The following is a 16436-nucleotide window of genomic DNA, read 5'->3' as shown; positions in this document are numbered from 1 at the left end:
TGTTTTTCTTTTATTATATCAATCCCATCCTTGGATAAACTTGATAGTTTCTTGATACTTTCCCGATGGGGAGTTGAGGTCCCGTCTGTACGATACGGTTATAGAGGAGGAAATGATATGACCATCTTGCAAATCAATCATCTTGAAAAAGTATACGGGCAGGGCTCCAACGCCTTCCATGCCCTGAAGGATCTGACGATGAACGTTGAGAAGGGTGAGTTCCTGGCCATCATGGGGACAAGCGGTTCGGGGAAATCGACCCTGTTGAATATGATGGCCGGACTCGATCAGCCGACCAAGGGGACCATCCACCTGAACGGGCAGCCCGTCCACACATTGAGGGACGGTGCCCTCACCGGACTGAGAAGGGATCACATCGGATTCATCTTCCAGTTCTTCAACCTGATCCCGGTCCTTACGGTGCTGGAGAATGTCACCCTTCCTTCAGACCTGGCTTCAAAGCGGAAAGGCATAAAGAAAAGGGCCATGGATCTATTGGATCATCTCGGCATTTCCCACCTTGCCGGTTCGTTTCCCTCCGAGCTCTCGGGTGGACAACAGCAGCGGGTGGCCATTGCGAGGGCCCTGGTGACAGAACCCAAGATCATCCTTGCTGATGAACCGACAGGAAGCCTCGATTCGAAAACCGGAAAGGAGATCCTGCAGCTTCTGCGAACATTCACTGAAGAGCACGGTCACACCCTCATCATGGTGACCCATGATGCTCAGGTTGCCGCCCACTCACATCGGGTCATCTTCCTGCGTGACGGGGCACTTATAAAAGACACGCAACTCGCAGCCAACCACTCCATCATGGAGAAAACGTCCCTACTCAATCAGGAGTTTGAGAGGTTCTCCCAATGATGACTCCCTTCCGCTTAGCGACGCGCTTCCTGTTTTCCCGGAAGAGCCGGACCATTTTATCCACCTTAGGCATCTCACTCGGATTCGCCCTGCTGTTTGCCACCAACATCCTGATGACGTCCTTGGAAACAGCCAACGAAGGGATTGCTGAAGAAAAATATGGACGATATGAAATCATCGCAGGCTATCAAACCGCTTCATCGTTCCTGACGGATGAACAGGTGAAAGACATTCAGTCTTATCAGGAGGTCACCCGCACAAGTTCGTTTCTCTATCCATACATCGGAGACGATCACCCCTATCAGTCCGTCACTCAGCTGCAGCCTATGTACATCGGTGTGGATCGCGTGTCGTTAACCAGTGAGCACCCCTTGGGTAAGCTTTCTTCCGGTACCCTGCCGGGGAACGGGGAGGTTGCAATCCCATACAGCTGGGCCAAGTCACATCACCTTTCCATCGGCTCAGAACTGACCCTTCCGTTCCCACCGGGGAAAGACCGGACCGTACATGTATCAGGGATCCTTGCCAAGAGTGAGCATACCAATTTCATATTTTTATTCGAGCGAAAGTGGCTTTCGGAAGTAACCGGACAATCCGGCCACACAACGACCGTCATGCTCGACCTCAGTGATTGGAGAGAAAAAGAGGCTGTCCTCCAGAAACTGAATGAAATCGACCCGGATCTATATATCGACCGGCAGGCTGCAAAGGATACCGAACGCAGCCAGCTTGGCGGACTGAAACCTCTCGTCCAGGGACTGGGTGCCGCCGTGACACTCGGGAGCACACTTCTCCTCATCAGCACCCTGCAGATGTCGATCCAGGAACGGAAGAAAGAAATCGCCACCCTTCGCCTGCTCGGGTCGAAAAGGCGTCAGATCGTATGGCTGGTCATGACCGAAGCCATCATCCTCGCGCTTGTATCAGCCTTGCTCGGAATTGGCATTGGCGCAGGTCTCGCCTTCATGTTGCAGGGCGTACTGGCCCGCATAAGTGGACTTAGCATTACCGGACTCACATTCGATCCATCGTTCGCCCTCCTGAGTCTTGTCGGAGGGTTGATGGTCACTGTAGCCGGAAGCTGTCTCCCAGCCATCCTTGCAAGCCGCGAACGCCCTCTTCATGCGTATCGTGAGGCGAGCATTCATGGTCATCAAGGCGGTTGGTTCCGGAATCTACTGGGAGCTGTGGCCATCGCCTTCTCCCTGACAATGGCACTAGTAGGGGGGACAAAGGGATACCTTGCCTCGGCAGCCCTCCTTACCATCGGGACGGCATTTCTCTTGCCTTCCCTGTTCAGCTGGACCATCCGCGCACTGAGTTCTCTTCTTGCCCTCCTGATTCGTAATGGGGCTTCCCTTGCGAGACGCAGCACGCTGAGGCAGGCACGACGAAGCGTCCAGATTGCAGCCGTGACGATGCTTGCCTGTTCGGTCGGAATCGTCGGTACAGGGGTGCTCGGTACAGTCAAACAAGATACGACGAAGAGCATCATGGATCGTTATCCACTCGATCATATCCTTCAGTCCAATACAGGGATGGATCAAGATGGATTCGATCAGGAATTATTCCACGATATCCATGGGCTTGACGGAGTCTCTGCCGTGCCGATTTACAAAGGAAAGCTCATGATTACCGATGGATGGAAGATACACGGCACTGATATGAGTACGATTGATGTGGACGGCAGGCCTGAACTGCTTACCTATCTTCAACCTGTGGACTGGAAGATCCTTCAGCAGGCATTCCCCCATATGATTTCAGCAGGGGAACTCAAGATGTCCGATTTCAATCAGGGAGGAGTAGTCATCACGTCCTTTATGTCTAAAAAGCTTGACCTCCAGGTTGGAGATTCCATCTCCATGGTAAAAGAATCAAGCTACGATTATAGCTCCGGTAAATGGAGGAAAGGGTTCAAACCAGTAGACTTGACGGTAACCGGAATCATACGGGCATTCCCGTTCGGCGATCAGGAGGATTTCTCTTTCTACACCTCACCAGGTTGGATGGAAGCAAACATAGGGCCGGTGAGTTTGGATGAAATCCATTATTCCCTCACTGACTCCAGCAAGGTGAAGGAGAACGAAGCATTTATTCAAACGTTTGTTCAAAATGAAGGAACATCTGAGGCGATTTCATTGGATAAGGGCGAGGAACTGGAGCTCTTGCATCATCAATTCACCCAAAGAGCCGCTTTTCTGGGAATCTCCATTTCCCTCATATGCCTTCTGGCCCTGATCGGATTGATGAATAATATGACAGGAAGCCTGAAAGAAAGACGCAAGGAAATCGCAACAATGAGAGCGTTAGGGATATCGCTCAGGAAGATTTCACGGTTGATCCTGGCAGAAGGGGTCCTCATTACATCGGCTGGCGGAATCCTGGGCGCCCTTTACGGGACCATCGTGCTACAGCTTCTCTTGGCTGCCTTGGACCATCATTCATTTGTTATGACGTGGTCATTCACCGGTGGCTGTTTGATCCTTTCTCCCATCCTCGGTATGGCGGCGGTCCTCTTCCCTCTGTGGCAACTCAGGAGAACCTCCATCCTCCAAGAACTGGCGGACCACTGATGCCAGTTCCAAACCCGGCCTTCACATCACCCTGATTATTCCGATAATGACAGTAACAGGAATAAAATACGTGATTGAGGTGGAGGAATATGAAGATCGACCTTTCGTATACCGGGGCATTGATGGGCGCCCCAAAGGATCTGAACCAGAATGGATTTGCACCTGCTTTTCAGAAGGAGCCCGTAACGATTTCAAAAGAAGACAAGGCGTATACTGTCACCCTTTCCAATGAGTGGAGAACGTTCGCCGATGCAGAGAAGATCAGAACAGAGGACCTTTATTCCAAGACCACCATCGACCCCGATGATCCATTCTCCTACAAGCCCAAGGATCAATGGCTGATCTTCAGTCAATCCCTTCAGGAACAGGGAGTTTTTGAAGGGAAATCACGAGAAGAAGTCGCATCCATGGAAGAACATCTAAAGCGGATCACGGATGGGTTGGACAGCCTGTACGCCGGCGGAATCGATCTGGCCGGCGGACTCACCAGGGAGTTGGATTCATTCGAAGCGCATCTGGAATATGCTGCTTCCCTTTCAGCATTGAATCGATTCAGCGAGAAGTTCCTGACCGGTGAAGCTCAGGCAGGTTTCAAAGACCTCATCGATGGATACGCGAAGCATAATCGTGCGGTCGTCGAACATCACAGTTCCTTGGAAGAGCGATTCTTCCAGGCACGGGCATCAATCACTGCACCTGATGTACGTCTGACGCCTGAACAGGAAAAAGAAGTGCGCATCACCAACCGCCTGGGGAAATCAGATCGCATCCTGAAGGACAAGCTTGTACAGACGTACATCACTTTTTTTGAAGGAATCCGCCACGGAGATGACATCCAGCCGGCAATAGACGCAGTAAAGAAGGCCTTCCTCTCTAACCTCCTTGACCAGACCCCCTTGAAGGACCGCGAAGAGATGAAGGAATGGCTGATGGAAAGGACCTCAGACACGTTTGATAGGATTGGATCCTACTTTGCTGCACTGAATGACGACTGAGGCCAAATGAAAAGAGGCTGAGACAAACATGTTTTAGTCATAGTAAAACCCGAATCATTTGCCTACGATAAAGCAATTGATTCGGGTTTTACATTCGTTTAATGAACATTCAAATTTCATCATTTCCAGCGGTTGATCGGAGTGCAAGACGAAGACTCCAGCGGGAAGAGTAGCTGATGTGAGACCCCGCAGGCGTGCCGAGGAGGCTCACGGGCTATCCGCGGAAAGCGAAGTCTTGCACGGAGATCATGAGCGGTATTAAGGATCGTGTTCGACATTAAAGGGGCCTTTTTTAGTTTTGTCCCACCCTCTATTTTTTATTGTTTTCCTACAGTTTGAACCTTTGAACCTCTTCCTTCAATGAGTCCGCCATGGCCTTCAGCTCACTGTTTTTCGATTGAAGGGTTCGGACCGTGGTATTCTGCTGTTCTGAAGATGAGGCGATTTCCTGAAGCGTCGCCACCCCTTCCTCTGAGATCGCGGCGATTTCATGGATGGATTCAATGGAATCTTTTGTGTTTGATTGCACGGTATCCATGCTCGATACCATTTTCCTCACTTCATCGGAGAGGCCCTGGACACCGTGGAAGATGGTTTCAAACAGCTCCCCGCTTGTGGCTACAAGATTCACTCCGTCTTCGATATCGGAATTGACTTCTTTGTTGGCATCCATCATTTCCGCTGTTTGCTGGTTGATCTCTTGAATGGCCTGATTGATGGTTTTCACATTGGAATCGGTCAGGCGCGCCAGATTCTGAACCTCTTCTGCCACGACGGCAAACCCTTTTCCGGCTTCTCCCGCCCTGGCCGCTTCAATGGAAGCATTAAGGGAGAGGAGATTGGTTTGATCTGAAATGTCCTTGATCAGGTCAATATCCCGGTTGATGGCGACGATTTTGTTTTCCAGGGTCACCAATCGTTCATGGCTGATCTGGCTGTTCTTCTGGATCCGGGTGATTTGATCGGTGATCCTCACAATCTGATCGGACCCTTCTTTTGCCCGTTGGCTCGTGCTCTGTGTGAACTGATCGATGCGTCCCGTCTGTTCTGTCAGAGTCTTCACTTCATCGGACATGGAGGTGGTACCGGTTGAGATCCGCTCGATATGCTGTGAGCGGCTCTCGCTTGCCCGCGCTTCCTCCATCGTTCCCGTGGCGATTTGTTCCGAAGCCTCGGTCATTTCGCTGAAGCCGGTCACGAGATCAACGCTTGTCGCATCGATCGAGTCTGCATTCGCCTTCACACTCTCGATCATCCGGATAAGATTCCCGCGCATATGCTCGAACTTATGGGAAAGGGTCCCGATCTCATCCTTTCTCGTCGTGGTGATTTCTTCTGTCAGATCTCCACTGGCCATTTTGTCCATGGAGTGGACAAGCTTCTGGATGTGCTTGTTCATATTACGTCCGAATAGGTATGCAATGACGCCGCCGATGAGGATGGCCATGACAACGAATCCGATGAGGAAGAGATTGATCGTATTGACGAGGTCATCAATGAACTGCGTGCTCATATCGACACCGATGATGGCATCAGATCCATCGACCGGAACGAAGTAGGATTTATGACTTCCCCATTTATCCGTATAAATAGAGGTAAGGACGGATTTCTTCTCCTCAAACGCACGTGCCTGATCATCCGTGAACGGAGACTCCACCATGGCATCGGTTGATCCATTCATCCCGACGATATAGTCTTTCCCGTTCTGCTTGGTCAAGACGTATACGTACTCGAGGCCTTCCTTCCCCTTGGCGTACTCATCAAGGAATGTCGTCAGCTGAGATTCACCGCCCTCTCCTGCTATCACCTGGTTAACGACCTTTTCATCTGTGAATGAGGATAGATTCTCTCCATTCATCTCAAGGATCTGATCGAATTCCGGTAGCACATGCTCATCGATAATGTATCCGGTAATGGATTTGACGAAAATGAACAGCGCCAGTCCGATGATCGCAAATGGAATCATGAAGTTCAGGAACATCTGGCCTTGCAGGGATTTCTTTGGATTCAGATTGAATGATTTCATGATGGTACCCCCACTTTCTTCTCGGTGATATACGGGTTCAATTCTATGTGCAGAAGATCGTGTACCTCTTCCATCGATGACGTCCTGAAAAAGACCACTGACAGCATCTGGTCATCAGATGACTCGACATTCCGGTACTCGAGGATATCCGTGAATCGTTCTTTCAATGCTTCATGATCAAAGCTGTGCAGGTCCTGCTTCACTATGTCTACAGGAAGTTCAATGCAACAGAAACCATAGAGGCGATCGTCGGAGCGCGTTAAGATTTCCGACCAGTCCGGACGTTCATTGAGCATATATGCCTCTGCACCATTGATGCCGTATGCATGGGTACTGATATCCGTCGTCCCGGCTCCAGCAAAGCGGAGCGGGTTCAACTCAATTGCCATCATACCGGCTTCACTACGGCGCAGTTCCAAGTGGAAGGGGTAGTGACTGACTTCAAGCATCCCGCTGAGTTTGTGAAGGAATTCCTCCACTTCATGGAAGACTTCTGCCACGATGGACGTGGACGTATAGTACATACGATCGGATGTATCGGTTGAAGAGGCAAACATCCTCTTCAGGATATTCAGGATCACCGGCTTGCCTTCATGATCGAAGTAGCAGTCGACTGCATATTCCTCCCCATCAATCCACTTCTCGATGATGATCTCGTCCTGATCGACGACCGACTCACTGTAGACTCCCTTGGAGAGGGTCAGCTCGCCATATAGCTCGGCAACGGACCGATCCCATTCGGAATGATCTTGAACCAGCTTCACCCCGACACTTGAATAGCCTTTATTCGGTTTGATGACGAGGGGGAATGGCAGGATCTCTTTTGGCATGGAGCGTAGTTCTTGCAGGGATACCAGTTGGTAATAGTAGTCCGGGAATAGATCGGACAGCATCGCTCTGAACGTTGCCTTCTGTTTGACCATCTGGGAGATCCGGGTGAAAGGATGCTGAGGCGCCCATTCATTCAGACGCTGAAGGCATGCCTCGGAATTCGTGAGTACTCTTGAATGCTCGTCCAGTACCAATGGCCCTTCGTACTCTTCATCAATAACGGGTATATGAAGGCGCTGGGCCGTTTCCATTAACATGGGGGATACATTTTCTTTTTTTATAATAAACAAATTTACACCTCCGTGGATTCTACCCTATATCTATCGGGAGTTCCCTAAGGAGTTTGAATGATAAAAAACAGTTGGTAATAGGTATTAGGAACTATTTAATCCAACAAAACTAATTCTTTTGGATTATAAATTACATTATATTCAATTAAAGTTTTACATTGGAAACACTCGCTTGTTCATACGTTCCTGATCATGGATAATAGTCTTGAACTATGAAGTCTGAACAGGGGAGAACGTTTCACATGAAACAATCTGTACAAAATCATTTTCAGAATCTTTCATGTCCATCCAAACAGATCCAATATGAAGCTTATCAATCGATAATGGACATCAAAAAAAAACCTGTCGATTGGGCTTATGAAGTATGGGATGAACTTGTGAATGAACTTTCAAGTCCCGACCCTCATGCACGTTCGAGGGCAGCACAATTTTTAGCGAGACTTTCCATAAGCGATCCCGAGAAAAGGATCATCCGTGATTTCTCCGGTATATGGGCTGTCACCTACGATGAAAAATTCGTCACTGCACGTCACGCTCTTCAAGAAATCTGGCGGATTGGTTTGGCAGGAGATAAGCAGTTTGAATTGGTTTGGTCTCATATGGAGGAACGCTTTAAAAATTGTGAAGGCGAGAAAAACTTCACACTGGTCAGAGCAGATCTCATCCAAAGTGTCAAAAGCCTTTCATTCTATCGTAACGATGATACACGTTCTCTTATGGTAGAAGAATGGATTGAATCAATTCCAGATGAAAAGAATAGGAAGAAATACTGGAGCATTTGGAGGAGGAAGATGACATGAAGATCATAATAGACGATCTATCGGGAGCAGCCATTCAGCACTTGATCGCAAGCCATCTTGTGAGCATGAATGAAACGTCCCCTCCGGAAAGCGTCCATGCTTTGGGAATCGATAAGCTCAGGGGAGAGGATGTTACCGTTTGGAGTGCCTGGATCGAGGAATCCCTGGCCGGGTGCGGGGCGTTGAAAGAACTCGATCCCACCCACGGTGAGATCAAATCCATGAAGACCGACCCAGGCCACCTCCGGAAAGGAGTGGCGGGCGCCCTTCTCTCCCACATCATACAGGAAGCAAAGAATCGGGGATATCTCAGGCTCAGTCTTGAGACAGGCTCCATGGATGCCTTCCGTCCTGCGCAGCTCCTGTACGAGCGCGCAGGCTTCCATTACTGTCCGCCATTCGGGGCGTATACCGACGATCCCAACAGCAGGTTCATGACACTGGAACTTTAAGAAAAAAAGAGGATGCCTCCGTTATCAGGAGGCATCCTCTTTCATTTCATTCATTATTTAAGATCTTCGATTGAGTCGGCTTCCACATAAGAAGGAACGACAAGACCTGTTTTTGCACCTTCAAGGTTTGGTCCAAGACGGTCCATCTTGTCACCATATTTATCAAGGTAATCTTTATGAGTCAGTGGCAACCATCCGGAAACCGTTGCATCTGCATTACCTTCAGCTACCGCTGTGAACATTGGACCTGCATCCAGCTGAACAAGCTTCACTTTGTACCCGATGCTTTCAAGTGCTTTTGCCACAACATTCGTGCTGGCGATTTCAGAATCCCATGCTACATAAGAAAGCGTGATGTCTTCGCCGCTTACTTTGTCAGCACCTTTTGTCCATTCATCGACTTTATCTTTGTTGTCTTTTACCCATTTATCAGCAGCTTCGGCAGGATCGGTACCTTCTTGGATATCGACCATGACTTCACCGATGTCATCATTCGTCCAGCTGAACTGATCAAGCACTGTGTAGGCGCTCGGTTGATCTTCTTTCAATCCTTTACGTGCAAAGGTTTCGATCTTTTCAGCGTCACCGTAAACACCTTTAGGGTCTTCCAAATATTTCAGGTCATACTTGGCGAACATCCAGTGCGGTGTCCAACCAGTCACGATGATCGGATCTTCATTTTTGATGGCTTTATCAAGCTCTGCAGCCATTGCAGCTGAAGAAGACTCGACCAATTTGTAGTCTTTAAGATTATCGTACTCTTCCAGGGCTTTGTTCGTTGCCGTCATGATACCGGCTCCAGGCTCGATTCCAGTGATTTTGTAATCCACTTCATCACCGATGGTCTTACCCTCTTTTGAATCATTTCCACAAGCGGCCAATCCTACAGATAGAGCGAGGATGGAAGCCAAACCAGCAATACGTAGTTTTTTCATTGTGTTTCCCCCTTTTAGTTTTTAGATGAACCTATATTTTGAGAAATCCGATCGAGCACAATCGCCAAGATGACGATAGCCAGACCAGCTTCAAAACCAACACCGACTTTCAATTGGGTAACGGCACGATATACATCTGCGCCTAGTCCAGGTGCCCCGACAAGTGAAGCGATGACGACCATGGAAAGGGCGAGCATGATGCTTTGGTTGATACCGGCCATGATGGTGCTTGTAGCCAGCGGCAGCTGTACTTTGAACAGCTTCTGACCAGGTGTCGAACCGAAGGCGTTCGATGCTTCCACAAGATCTTCCGGTACCTGACGGATCCCGAGATTTGTCAGACGGATCGTCGGAGGCATGGAGAAGATGACGGATGCAATGATACCCGGTACAACTCCGATTCCAAAGAAAATGATCGCAGGAATCAGATAGACGAAGGCAGGCATCGTCTGCATAAAGTCAAGGATCGGCGTGATGATTTTCATCGCGCGGTCACTTTGTGAAATCCAGATCCCGATTGGTATACCTATTATGATAGATATGATAACGGATGCTAAGACGAGGGCGAGCGTATCGATCGTTCCATCCCAGTAACCAAGATTGTCAATGAGCAACAGTCCGACTGCCGTAAATAAGGCGATGGTCCAGCGGCTCACCCACCAGGCGATGGCAACAAATATCAAAATCAACAGAAGCGTAGGAATGGATTCAAGAACCATGACGAAGAAATCAACAACAGATCCGATGGCATCAGTCAGGAAGTCAAAGAGCGGTCCGAAGATGTCTTTGATCCAGTTGACGAAGCTATCCACCCAGCTTGCTAACGGAAGTTTCGGTAGGAATGTCATATGTTATTCACCTCAATTCCCTCAGCATCTACATTTGTATCTGAGTGTTCATTTGTTTCGGTTGTAAGATTCATGTCTGATTCGAGGCCGGCAAGTGCGCCTAATACGGCACCCCTTACAATGACTCCACGCAATCTGCCTTCTTCGGTCACGACCGGAAGTGGAAGACTTGCCGTTGCGACTTGTTCGAACATATCGACAAGCAGTGTCTCAGGTTTAAGTGACTCGATATCCGTGATCAGGATATCTTGAAGCGTTTGTTGATTTTTCACCGCTGCCGAAGCCGCTTCGATGGTGACGGCACCAAGAAGCTGCTGCTTGCTGTCCACGACGAACAAGTGGGAGATCCCCTCGTCTTTCATGACTTTCACGGCTACACGCGGACCACGGTCGATGCGCACCATTTCAGGTCTTTTCATGACATGCTCAGCAGTGAGCACTTTAGACAAGTCAACGTCCTCTACGAAACGCTCAACGTAATCGTTCGCAGGGTTTGTCATGATCTCTTCCGGTGTACCCACCTGTACGATGTTCCCATCTTTCATAAGGGCGATGCGGTCGCCGATTCGAAGGGCTTCATCAAGGTCATGGGTGATGAAGACGATGGTCTTCTCCATTTTCTCTTGAAGCTCGAGAAGTTCATTCTGCATGTCTTTACGGATCAACGGATCCAATGCGCTGAATGCTTCATCCATGAGAAGGATATCAGGGTCGTTTGCAAGGGCACGCGCCAGACCGACACGCTGCTGCATACCACCGCTGAGTTCGCTCGGGTAGCTGTTTTCGTATCCTTTGAGCCCAACAAGCTCAAGGGATTCGATTGCCTTTTGCTTACGTTTGGATTTTTCTATACCTTGGACTTCAAGTCCATATTCAGTATTATCGAGAACAGTTCGGTGAGGGAATAGTGCGAAGCGTTGGAATACCATGCTCAGTTTCTTCCTTCTTACTTCCCTAAGCTCGTTGGGTTTGAGCTTAACGATGTTCTTGCCATCAATGAGGACTTCTCCATCGGTCGGGTCAATCAGGCGATTGAGCATCCTTACCAATGTTGATTTACCACTTCCTGAAAGCCCCATGATCACGAAGATTTCACCTGCATATACATCGAAGCTTGCTTTGTTGACACCGACGGTCATGCCGGTCTTTTCAAGTATTTCCCGTTTGGTCTTGCCCTCGTTCAGGAGTTTGACTCCCTGTTGGGGCGATTTACCAAAGACTTTAGTAACGTTTTGAACGCTAATTTTCTTCTCAGCCATAAATCCACCTCTAACTTTGTTTAAAAACGTCAAATTTTGTCGAATCCGAGCGATTTTTCTAGCATACCTTAAAAGTATAAAGGACTTTTGTCGCAGGTAACAAATGGGATAAACCTTCATATTCAACGTATATAGTCCGTACAGTTAAAACTGTACGTTCGAAATCATCTTATTCTTAGATTTCTTTGGATATCCTCCCATATCCTCTCTTTATGTTCCCTTTACTTTGAAGAATCCAAACCTTAAAATAAATCAAGATGAATAGTAAGGGGTGTATTCCATCTCTTTTTATTGTGATTAGAATGGTGGTGTATTATGCATAATGAAGGTTTAGTCGCCCAGGCACGGGAGAGAGTGATTGAATCCGTGGCGAGAAACATGCATTTATACGGGGTTTCCCCTTCCATAGGACGCATTTACGGGACCCTCTATTTTGAAAATAGACCAATGACCCTGGATGAGCTGAAGGAAGAGCTGGAAATGAGTAAAACCAGCATGTCCACCGGTGTCAGGACGTTGTTGGAATTGAATATGGTTGAAAAAGTATGGCGAAAGGGAGAGCGGAAGGATCTGTACCAGGTGAAGAATGACTGGTATCAAAATTTCATCGATCGTTTTACCACTCAATGGAGGAAGGGAACCCAGATGAACCTCGACGCTTCCGTCAAATCCATGCGGGACCTGGAAACTGCCATAGCAGACACAGATGACGAAGAAACCGCTCAGAGGGCAAAGGATCACCTCGAGAGGATCACCTACGCCATTGAATACTACAATTGGTTGAATCAGGTTATCGACCTTTTTGAATCAAGAAAAATTTTCGACCTCACCGAACATAAAGAAGAATGAAAGCCGGTTTCGATGGAAACCGGCTTTTGTTGTGTCTCTTTTCCTCTTAGCAGATGTTAACAAAATGTAACTTCAATCCAACTGGGTGAAGATGGTATAATATGGGCAAATCAGGATGCTTCATCTGCCCAGTGATTCTTATGGGGTTTTCTTAACATTGAAGGGACAAGCGTTGATGGTGGGCACATCAAGTGTCTAAAGTAGAATGGTCCCAGCTTACGGGCAGGCAGGAGCCTCCCGGAGCAACACCTCATGTCTGATGAAGCATTGAAAAAGGTGTGATTGAATTGAATAAAAGGAATGTGAAGACCTTGATATTCCTGGTCTCCCTTACCATCCTTCCATTCGCGTTCTATTTTTCCATGTATGAGGGAAGTGCGTTGCTTGAGGATCAGTTCGAGTGGAAGAATTCGGCGAAGGTTTCGGCGAGTACAGGGGAAGTGACAAAAACGGGAGATATCAATCAGATGGATTTCTTCATCTATGCAGCGAAATTCCGCCCGTTTTTCCCGATCGTGACGACCATTTGCGCAGCTGTCATTGCATTATGGGTCATCGACCGCTTCTTGAAGGTCCGCGCCCATATGATCGGTAACGGGATTGTAGGTGTTGCCTCCATCATCGGTGGCCTCTATTTGATCAGCGGCGTCACAGAAGGAAGCAGTTATTTCAGTATTGTGCTTCTTCTACTGGGTGCAGCTGCCCTGCTTCTTGCTTTCAGGAGTTTCAGGTCGGGGCACTCCCGCTCGATTTTGAACCATTCATAAGAAGAGGCTGAGACAAACATGTTTTAGTCATAGTAAAACCCGAATCCCTACGATAANGCGGTTGATCGGAGTGCAAGACGAAGACTCCTGCGGGAAGAGTAGCTGATGTGAGACCCCGCAGGCCTGCCGAGGAGGCTCACGGGCTACCCGCGGAAAGCGAAGTCTTGCACGGAGATCATGAGCGGTAGTAAGATCCTATACTGATCGTGTTCGGCATTAAAGGGGCCTTTTTTAGTTTTGTCCCTTCCTCTTTCATTTACAGATAGTCTTTGATGTCGTGTACAAATTCGTATAAGAAATAACATCCGAAGCCGAATAGCAGGATGCCGGCTGCGATCGACGTCCATTTGATCATCGCTCGATTCATGGCCCTGCGGGTGGCGGCCACGATCGAGAGCAATCCCAGGTCATGAATCAAAATTCCCGTAAGAACCCCCGCTGCAGCCAGGACAAATCCGATCTTCGAGCCTGAATAGGAATCGGCCAGGACCGTGCCGAACACAGAGACCCAGAAAACGAGATTCCCAGGCGATACAGCCACGAGAACTCCGTTCCGGTAGGTCTTCCATAAAGAGGATTGAGGTCGATCCCCTGCCATCGTGATCCCATGGTCGGCATTCTTGATTGAATCATAGGCAAGGCCAAACAGGAAGATGGCTCCTACCACCCATAGGGGCAGCTGCACATAAGGAAGGGAGAGGACCTGGGCGAGTCCGAGATACATGGCAAGAACAAGGAAGAAATCGATCGTCATTCCGCCGACGCCCACTGCCCAGCCGTGGAGGAATCCGTTTTTCAGTCCTTGCTTGGTCATTTCCACGGTTACGGCCCCCACCGGAAGGGCAATGGAAAATCCGACGAGTACAAATTTTAAATATGTATCCATTCAGTTGTGTCTACTTTCATGTAAAATGCACATTCATTCTCCGTTTTGTATAATTATACACTTAGAGATGGGTGTCTTCAACCACTGTGATGAAACGTCATGGTGCCCCTGTCCGTCTTGACGATCGTCGGGGCGGGCAATCCGGGTTTATCGGAGAACATCCATCGTCTCCCGGCCCTCGCGATGATGATGAAGGCACCGTCTCCTACCTCCCCCATGAAGTTCAAGGTTTCCCCGTTTGATAACGGCCTGTCATTCCGCAACGGTATCCCTTTCGCCATTACTTCTTGTGAACAGCGATATACTTCTTCCGACGAAATCCCGATCTCACTGATCCCCAGAACCTCTGATGGACTGAATGATCCCGCGTGTGAATCGGGGTTCACACCTTCTCTCGCAATGAGTTCTACAATATTTCCAGCGGGGTCCAGAAAGTAGAAGGATCGGGCCTTGGATTCATTGAAAAACACCTCGTCCTCATCATCCTCCCTTGCAAGCGTCACCCTCTCCGCCATATACGCTTTTGCCGAATCGAACAGATTGGCCGGAATATTCAACGCAAAATGGTAGTAGCAGTCCACTCCCGATTTCTTATGGAAGGTCACTGTCCCGCTGCCCGCCTCGATATCCGTTGAACCCTCACCATTCTTCCTGCACGTGAACCCCATTGTATCCTGATAAAAAGCAACCGTTTCTTCATAGTTGCCGATGAAAAGCTCCAGCTGATGGATCTTCATTGACATCCCCTCCTTTTTCCTTATCATAGATGCTGGAGAAGAAGTGGCCATCAACCGATGGAACGAACTTCTTTCAGTCATAAGGCGGGGTATTATTGAATGGGCATAAATGCCACCTGCCAGATGCCATTTTCATTTCGGATAAGCTTGAAGCCCATCAGGCTATCAGGATCCTCGGAGCGATAGTACTTGATGTAACCTTCATCCTCTCCTGTCTCGACAAACTTTCCTTCTGCAAGGTGATTATAGGTCTCTTCCGTGAGTCTTCGATTACCCCTATCCTGTTTGGGGAACTGCTCATCTTCTTCCTTCGTCCACATAATATAATCCGGTCTGTCGGTATAGAGCTCATATAGGATGTCATCCTTTTCATCAAGAATGGCCTGGACATAGATTTTAGCTATGCTCATTGGGGAGAGGCTACGGAGGATCTCCTGGTCGAAATTTTCACTAAAGCTTGCGTAGGCTTCCGATTCTTCATCTGTCAGGACAAGGGGAGCAATCTCAATGGGCGCTTCTTCCGATTCCTTTTCAATATCCTCCTTCAGGGGTACTTGATGAGTGGGTTCTCCAGCATCGTGGGGGTGCTGATCTTTCATAATGATTTCAAAGAGATAATATGACCCTGTCAGGAGAAGTACGGCTGTAAGAAGAATAGGCATGAGATGCTTCTTTCCGTTACGATTCTCCATGGCTGCTATTCTCTCCTTGATTTCTCCTTTCACCATATGCCGTGGTGTCAAACCCGGTCTGTTTTTTAGCGGGGTCAGGAATTCAGAGTCTGTGTTTTTGTGGAAAGTCATATCGTGTTTCATCTCCTTTCCTTGATAGCTTCCTCCGCAGCATTTGAATCGCACGGTGATAGGTGACTTTTACCTTCATCTCATTCCACTGAAGGATCGAGGCGGACTCTTTGATGGAGTATTCCTTTAGACCCCGTAGTATCACAACATTCCGATAATCAGGCTTGAGGGTCATCAACGCTTCCTGGACTTCCTGCCATTCCTCCCGGTCATCCCACTCCTTCTCTGGAATACCGTCCGTGCTCGAAAGCATATTCCCAATCACCCCGGGCAAAACCGATAAAATTTTCTTCTTTCTGTAATGATCAAAGCTCGTTCTCCGGGCTATGGAAAGAATCCATGTTTTCAACGTCGAATCTCCACGGAAATCCGGAAGGGACTTCATGACTCTCAGAAATGTTTCCTGAGTCAGGTCCTCTGCTTCGGATCGACTGTTGGTGAAATATAATAGATATTGATATACATCATCAAAATAACGTTCATAAACTTCTTCAAATCGCTCTTCCATACTCTCCCCCCGT

General features: G+C 48.4%; 16 protein-coding genes. 7 read left to right on the top strand and 9 right to left on the bottom strand.

All coding sequences use genetic code 11. The features are described from left to right. Positions 1–117 precede the first annotated feature (117 nt). From AF331_RS09385 to AF331_RS09375, 3 genes are all read left to right on the top strand, one after another. On the top strand, positions 118–864 hold the full coding sequence (locus AF331_RS09385; protein WP_053427903.1) for an ABC transporter ATP-binding protein: 747 nt from the start codon (positions 118–120) through the stop codon (positions 862–864). After that, positions 861–3437, top strand: a complete 2577-nt coding sequence (locus AF331_RS09380) for an ABC transporter permease (RefSeq protein WP_053427902.1) — start codon at positions 861–863, stop codon at positions 3435–3437. Before AF331_RS09385 ends, AF331_RS09380 begins: the two co-directional genes overlap by 4 nt. Positions 3438–3526: 89 nt before the next feature. Continuing rightward, positions 3527–4432, top strand: a complete 906-nt coding sequence (locus tag AF331_RS09375; RefSeq protein WP_053427901.1) for a hypothetical protein — start codon at positions 3527–3529, stop codon at positions 4430–4432. Positions 4433–4760: 328 nt separating this feature from the next. Here the strand turns inward: AF331_RS09375 and AF331_RS09370 are convergent, their stop codons facing one another. Continuing rightward, entirely contained in the window at positions 4761–6458 is a 1698-nt protein-coding gene (locus AF331_RS09370; protein WP_053427900.1) for a methyl-accepting chemotaxis protein, read from the bottom strand. Continuing rightward, the gene (locus AF331_RS09365) at positions 6455–7546 is read right to left on the bottom strand and encodes an ATP-grasp domain-containing protein (protein WP_160316510.1); all 1092 of its coding nucleotides are present in this window, start codon (positions 7544–7546) and stop codon (positions 6455–6457) included. The genes AF331_RS09370 and AF331_RS09365 overlap by 4 nt, the downstream gene beginning before the upstream one ends. A gap of 275 nt (positions 7547–7821) precedes the next feature. On the opposite strand from AF331_RS09365, the gene AF331_RS09360 reads away from it, so the two are divergent. Next, a complete protein-coding gene (locus tag AF331_RS09360; protein WP_053427898.1) occupies positions 7822–8379 on the top strand; it encodes a hypothetical protein in 558 nt (185 codons plus the stop codon). After that, a complete protein-coding gene (locus AF331_RS09355) occupies positions 8376–8831 on the top strand; it encodes a GNAT family N-acetyltransferase (RefSeq protein ID WP_053427897.1) in 456 nt (151 codons plus the stop codon). The genes AF331_RS09360 and AF331_RS09355 overlap by 4 nt, the downstream gene beginning before the upstream one ends. 53 nt (positions 8832–8884) lie before the next feature. On the opposite strand, the gene AF331_RS09350 is transcribed toward AF331_RS09355, so the two are convergent. From AF331_RS09350 to proV, 3 genes are read right to left on the bottom strand one after another with little or no spacing between them, the layout of a single operon-like run. After that, positions 8885–9766 (bottom strand): glycine betaine ABC transporter substrate-binding protein, encoded by an 882-nt coding sequence (locus AF331_RS09350; protein ID WP_053427896.1) that lies wholly within the window; start codon positions 9764–9766, stop codon positions 8885–8887. Between the two features lie 14 nt (positions 9767–9780). Next, on the bottom strand, positions 9781–10614 hold the full coding sequence (locus AF331_RS09345; RefSeq protein ID WP_053427895.1) for an ABC transporter permease: 834 nt from the start codon (positions 10612–10614) through the stop codon (positions 9781–9783). Further along, positions 10611–11873 carry a glycine betaine/L-proline ABC transporter ATP-binding protein ProV gene (proV, locus tag AF331_RS09340; protein ID WP_053427894.1) on the bottom strand — a complete coding sequence of 421 codons (1263 nt, stop codon included), beginning with the start codon at positions 11871–11873 and terminating at the stop codon, positions 10611–10613. The genes AF331_RS09345 and proV overlap by 4 nt, the downstream gene beginning before the upstream one ends. A gap of 315 nt (positions 11874–12188) precedes the next feature. On the opposite strand from proV, the gene AF331_RS09335 reads away from it, so the two are divergent. Both AF331_RS09335 and AF331_RS09330 read left to right on the top strand, forming a co-directional pair. Continuing rightward, complete coding sequence (locus tag AF331_RS09335) at positions 12189–12722, top strand: GbsR/MarR family transcriptional regulator (RefSeq protein WP_053427893.1); 534 nt, start codon at positions 12189–12191, stop codon at positions 12720–12722. Positions 12723–13009: 287 nt separating this feature from the next. Continuing rightward, positions 13010–13489, top strand: a complete 480-nt coding sequence (locus AF331_RS09330; RefSeq protein ID WP_053427892.1) for a DUF4306 domain-containing protein — start codon at positions 13010–13012, stop codon at positions 13487–13489. A gap of 256 nt (positions 13490–13745) precedes the next feature. Here AF331_RS09330 and AF331_RS09325 read toward each other — a convergent pair whose 3' ends face one another. The 4 genes from AF331_RS09325 to AF331_RS09310 all read right to left on the bottom strand — a co-directional run bounded on the left by AF331_RS09325 (position 13746) and on the right by AF331_RS09310 (position 16423). Then, a complete protein-coding gene (locus AF331_RS09325; RefSeq protein ID WP_053427891.1) occupies positions 13746–14375 on the bottom strand; it encodes a LysE family transporter in 630 nt (209 codons plus the stop codon). A 77-nt stretch (positions 14376–14452) separates the two neighbouring features. After that, positions 14453–15112, bottom strand: a complete 660-nt coding sequence (locus tag AF331_RS09320; RefSeq protein ID WP_053427890.1) for a VOC family protein — start codon at positions 15110–15112, stop codon at positions 14453–14455. 92 nt (positions 15113–15204) lie between these two features. After that, positions 15205–15804, bottom strand: a complete 600-nt coding sequence (locus tag AF331_RS09315; RefSeq protein ID WP_160316508.1) for a hypothetical protein — start codon at positions 15802–15804, stop codon at positions 15205–15207. Positions 15805–15886: 82 nt separating this feature from the next. Then, positions 15887–16423: an RNA polymerase sigma factor gene (locus tag AF331_RS09310; RefSeq protein WP_053427888.1), complete on the bottom strand. Its 537-nt coding sequence runs from the start codon at positions 16421–16423 to the stop codon at positions 15887–15889. Positions 16424–16436: the final 13 nt, after the last annotated feature.

This window comes from Rossellomorea marisflavi, assembly GCF_001274775.1.
GTDB classification, from domain to species: Bacteria; Bacillota; Bacilli; order Bacillales; family Bacillaceae_B; genus Rossellomorea; species Rossellomorea marisflavi.
Note: the sequence above shows the minus strand (reverse complement) of the source record. Positions and strands in the feature narration are given on the sequence as shown.

Bases quoted from the DNA above. Each gene is read 5' to 3' on its own strand.
- AF331_RS09385 (WP_053427903.1), top strand. From the start codon at position 118: ATGACCATCTTGCAAATCAATCATCTTGAAAAAGTATACGGGCAGGGC.
- AF331_RS09380 (WP_053427902.1), top strand. From the start codon at position 861: ATGATGACTCCCTTCCGCTTAGCGACGCGCTTCCTGTTTTCCCGGAAG.
- AF331_RS09375 (WP_053427901.1), top strand. From the start codon at position 3,527: ATGAAGATCGACCTTTCGTATACCGGGGCATTGATGGGCGCCCCAAAG.
- AF331_RS09370 (WP_053427900.1), bottom strand. From the start codon at position 6,458: ATGAAATCATTCAATCTGAATCCAAAGAAATCCCTGCAAGGCCAGATG.
- AF331_RS09365 (WP_160316510.1), bottom strand. From the start codon at position 7,546: ATGTTAATGGAAACGGCCCAGCGCCTTCATATACCCGTTATTGATGAA.
- AF331_RS09360 (WP_053427898.1), top strand. From the start codon at position 7,822: ATGAAACAATCTGTACAAAATCATTTTCAGAATCTTTCATGTCCATCC.
- AF331_RS09355 (WP_053427897.1), top strand. From the start codon at position 8,376: ATGAAGATCATAATAGACGATCTATCGGGAGCAGCCATTCAGCACTTG.
- AF331_RS09350 (WP_053427896.1), bottom strand. From the start codon at position 9,766: ATGAAAAAACTACGTATTGCTGGTTTGGCTTCCATCCTCGCTCTATCT.
- AF331_RS09345 (WP_053427895.1), bottom strand. From the start codon at position 10,614: ATGACATTCCTACCGAAACTTCCGTTAGCAAGCTGGGTGGATAGCTTC.
- proV (WP_053427894.1), bottom strand. From the start codon at position 11,873: ATGGCTGAGAAGAAAATTAGCGTTCAAAACGTTACTAAAGTCTTTGGT.
- AF331_RS09335 (WP_053427893.1), top strand. From the start codon at position 12,189: ATGCATAATGAAGGTTTAGTCGCCCAGGCACGGGAGAGAGTGATTGAA.
- AF331_RS09325 (WP_053427891.1), bottom strand. From the start codon at position 14,375: ATGGATACATATTTAAAATTTGTACTCGTCGGATTTTCCATTGCCCTT.
- AF331_RS09320 (WP_053427890.1), bottom strand. From the start codon at position 15,112: ATGAAGATCCATCAGCTGGAGCTTTTCATCGGCAACTATGAAGAAACG.
- AF331_RS09315 (WP_160316508.1), bottom strand. From the start codon at position 15,804: ATGGAGAATCGTAACGGAAAGAAGCATCTCATGCCTATTCTTCTTACA.
- AF331_RS09310 (WP_053427888.1), bottom strand. From the start codon at position 16,423: ATGGAAGAGCGATTTGAAGAAGTTTATGAACGTTATTTTGATGATGTA.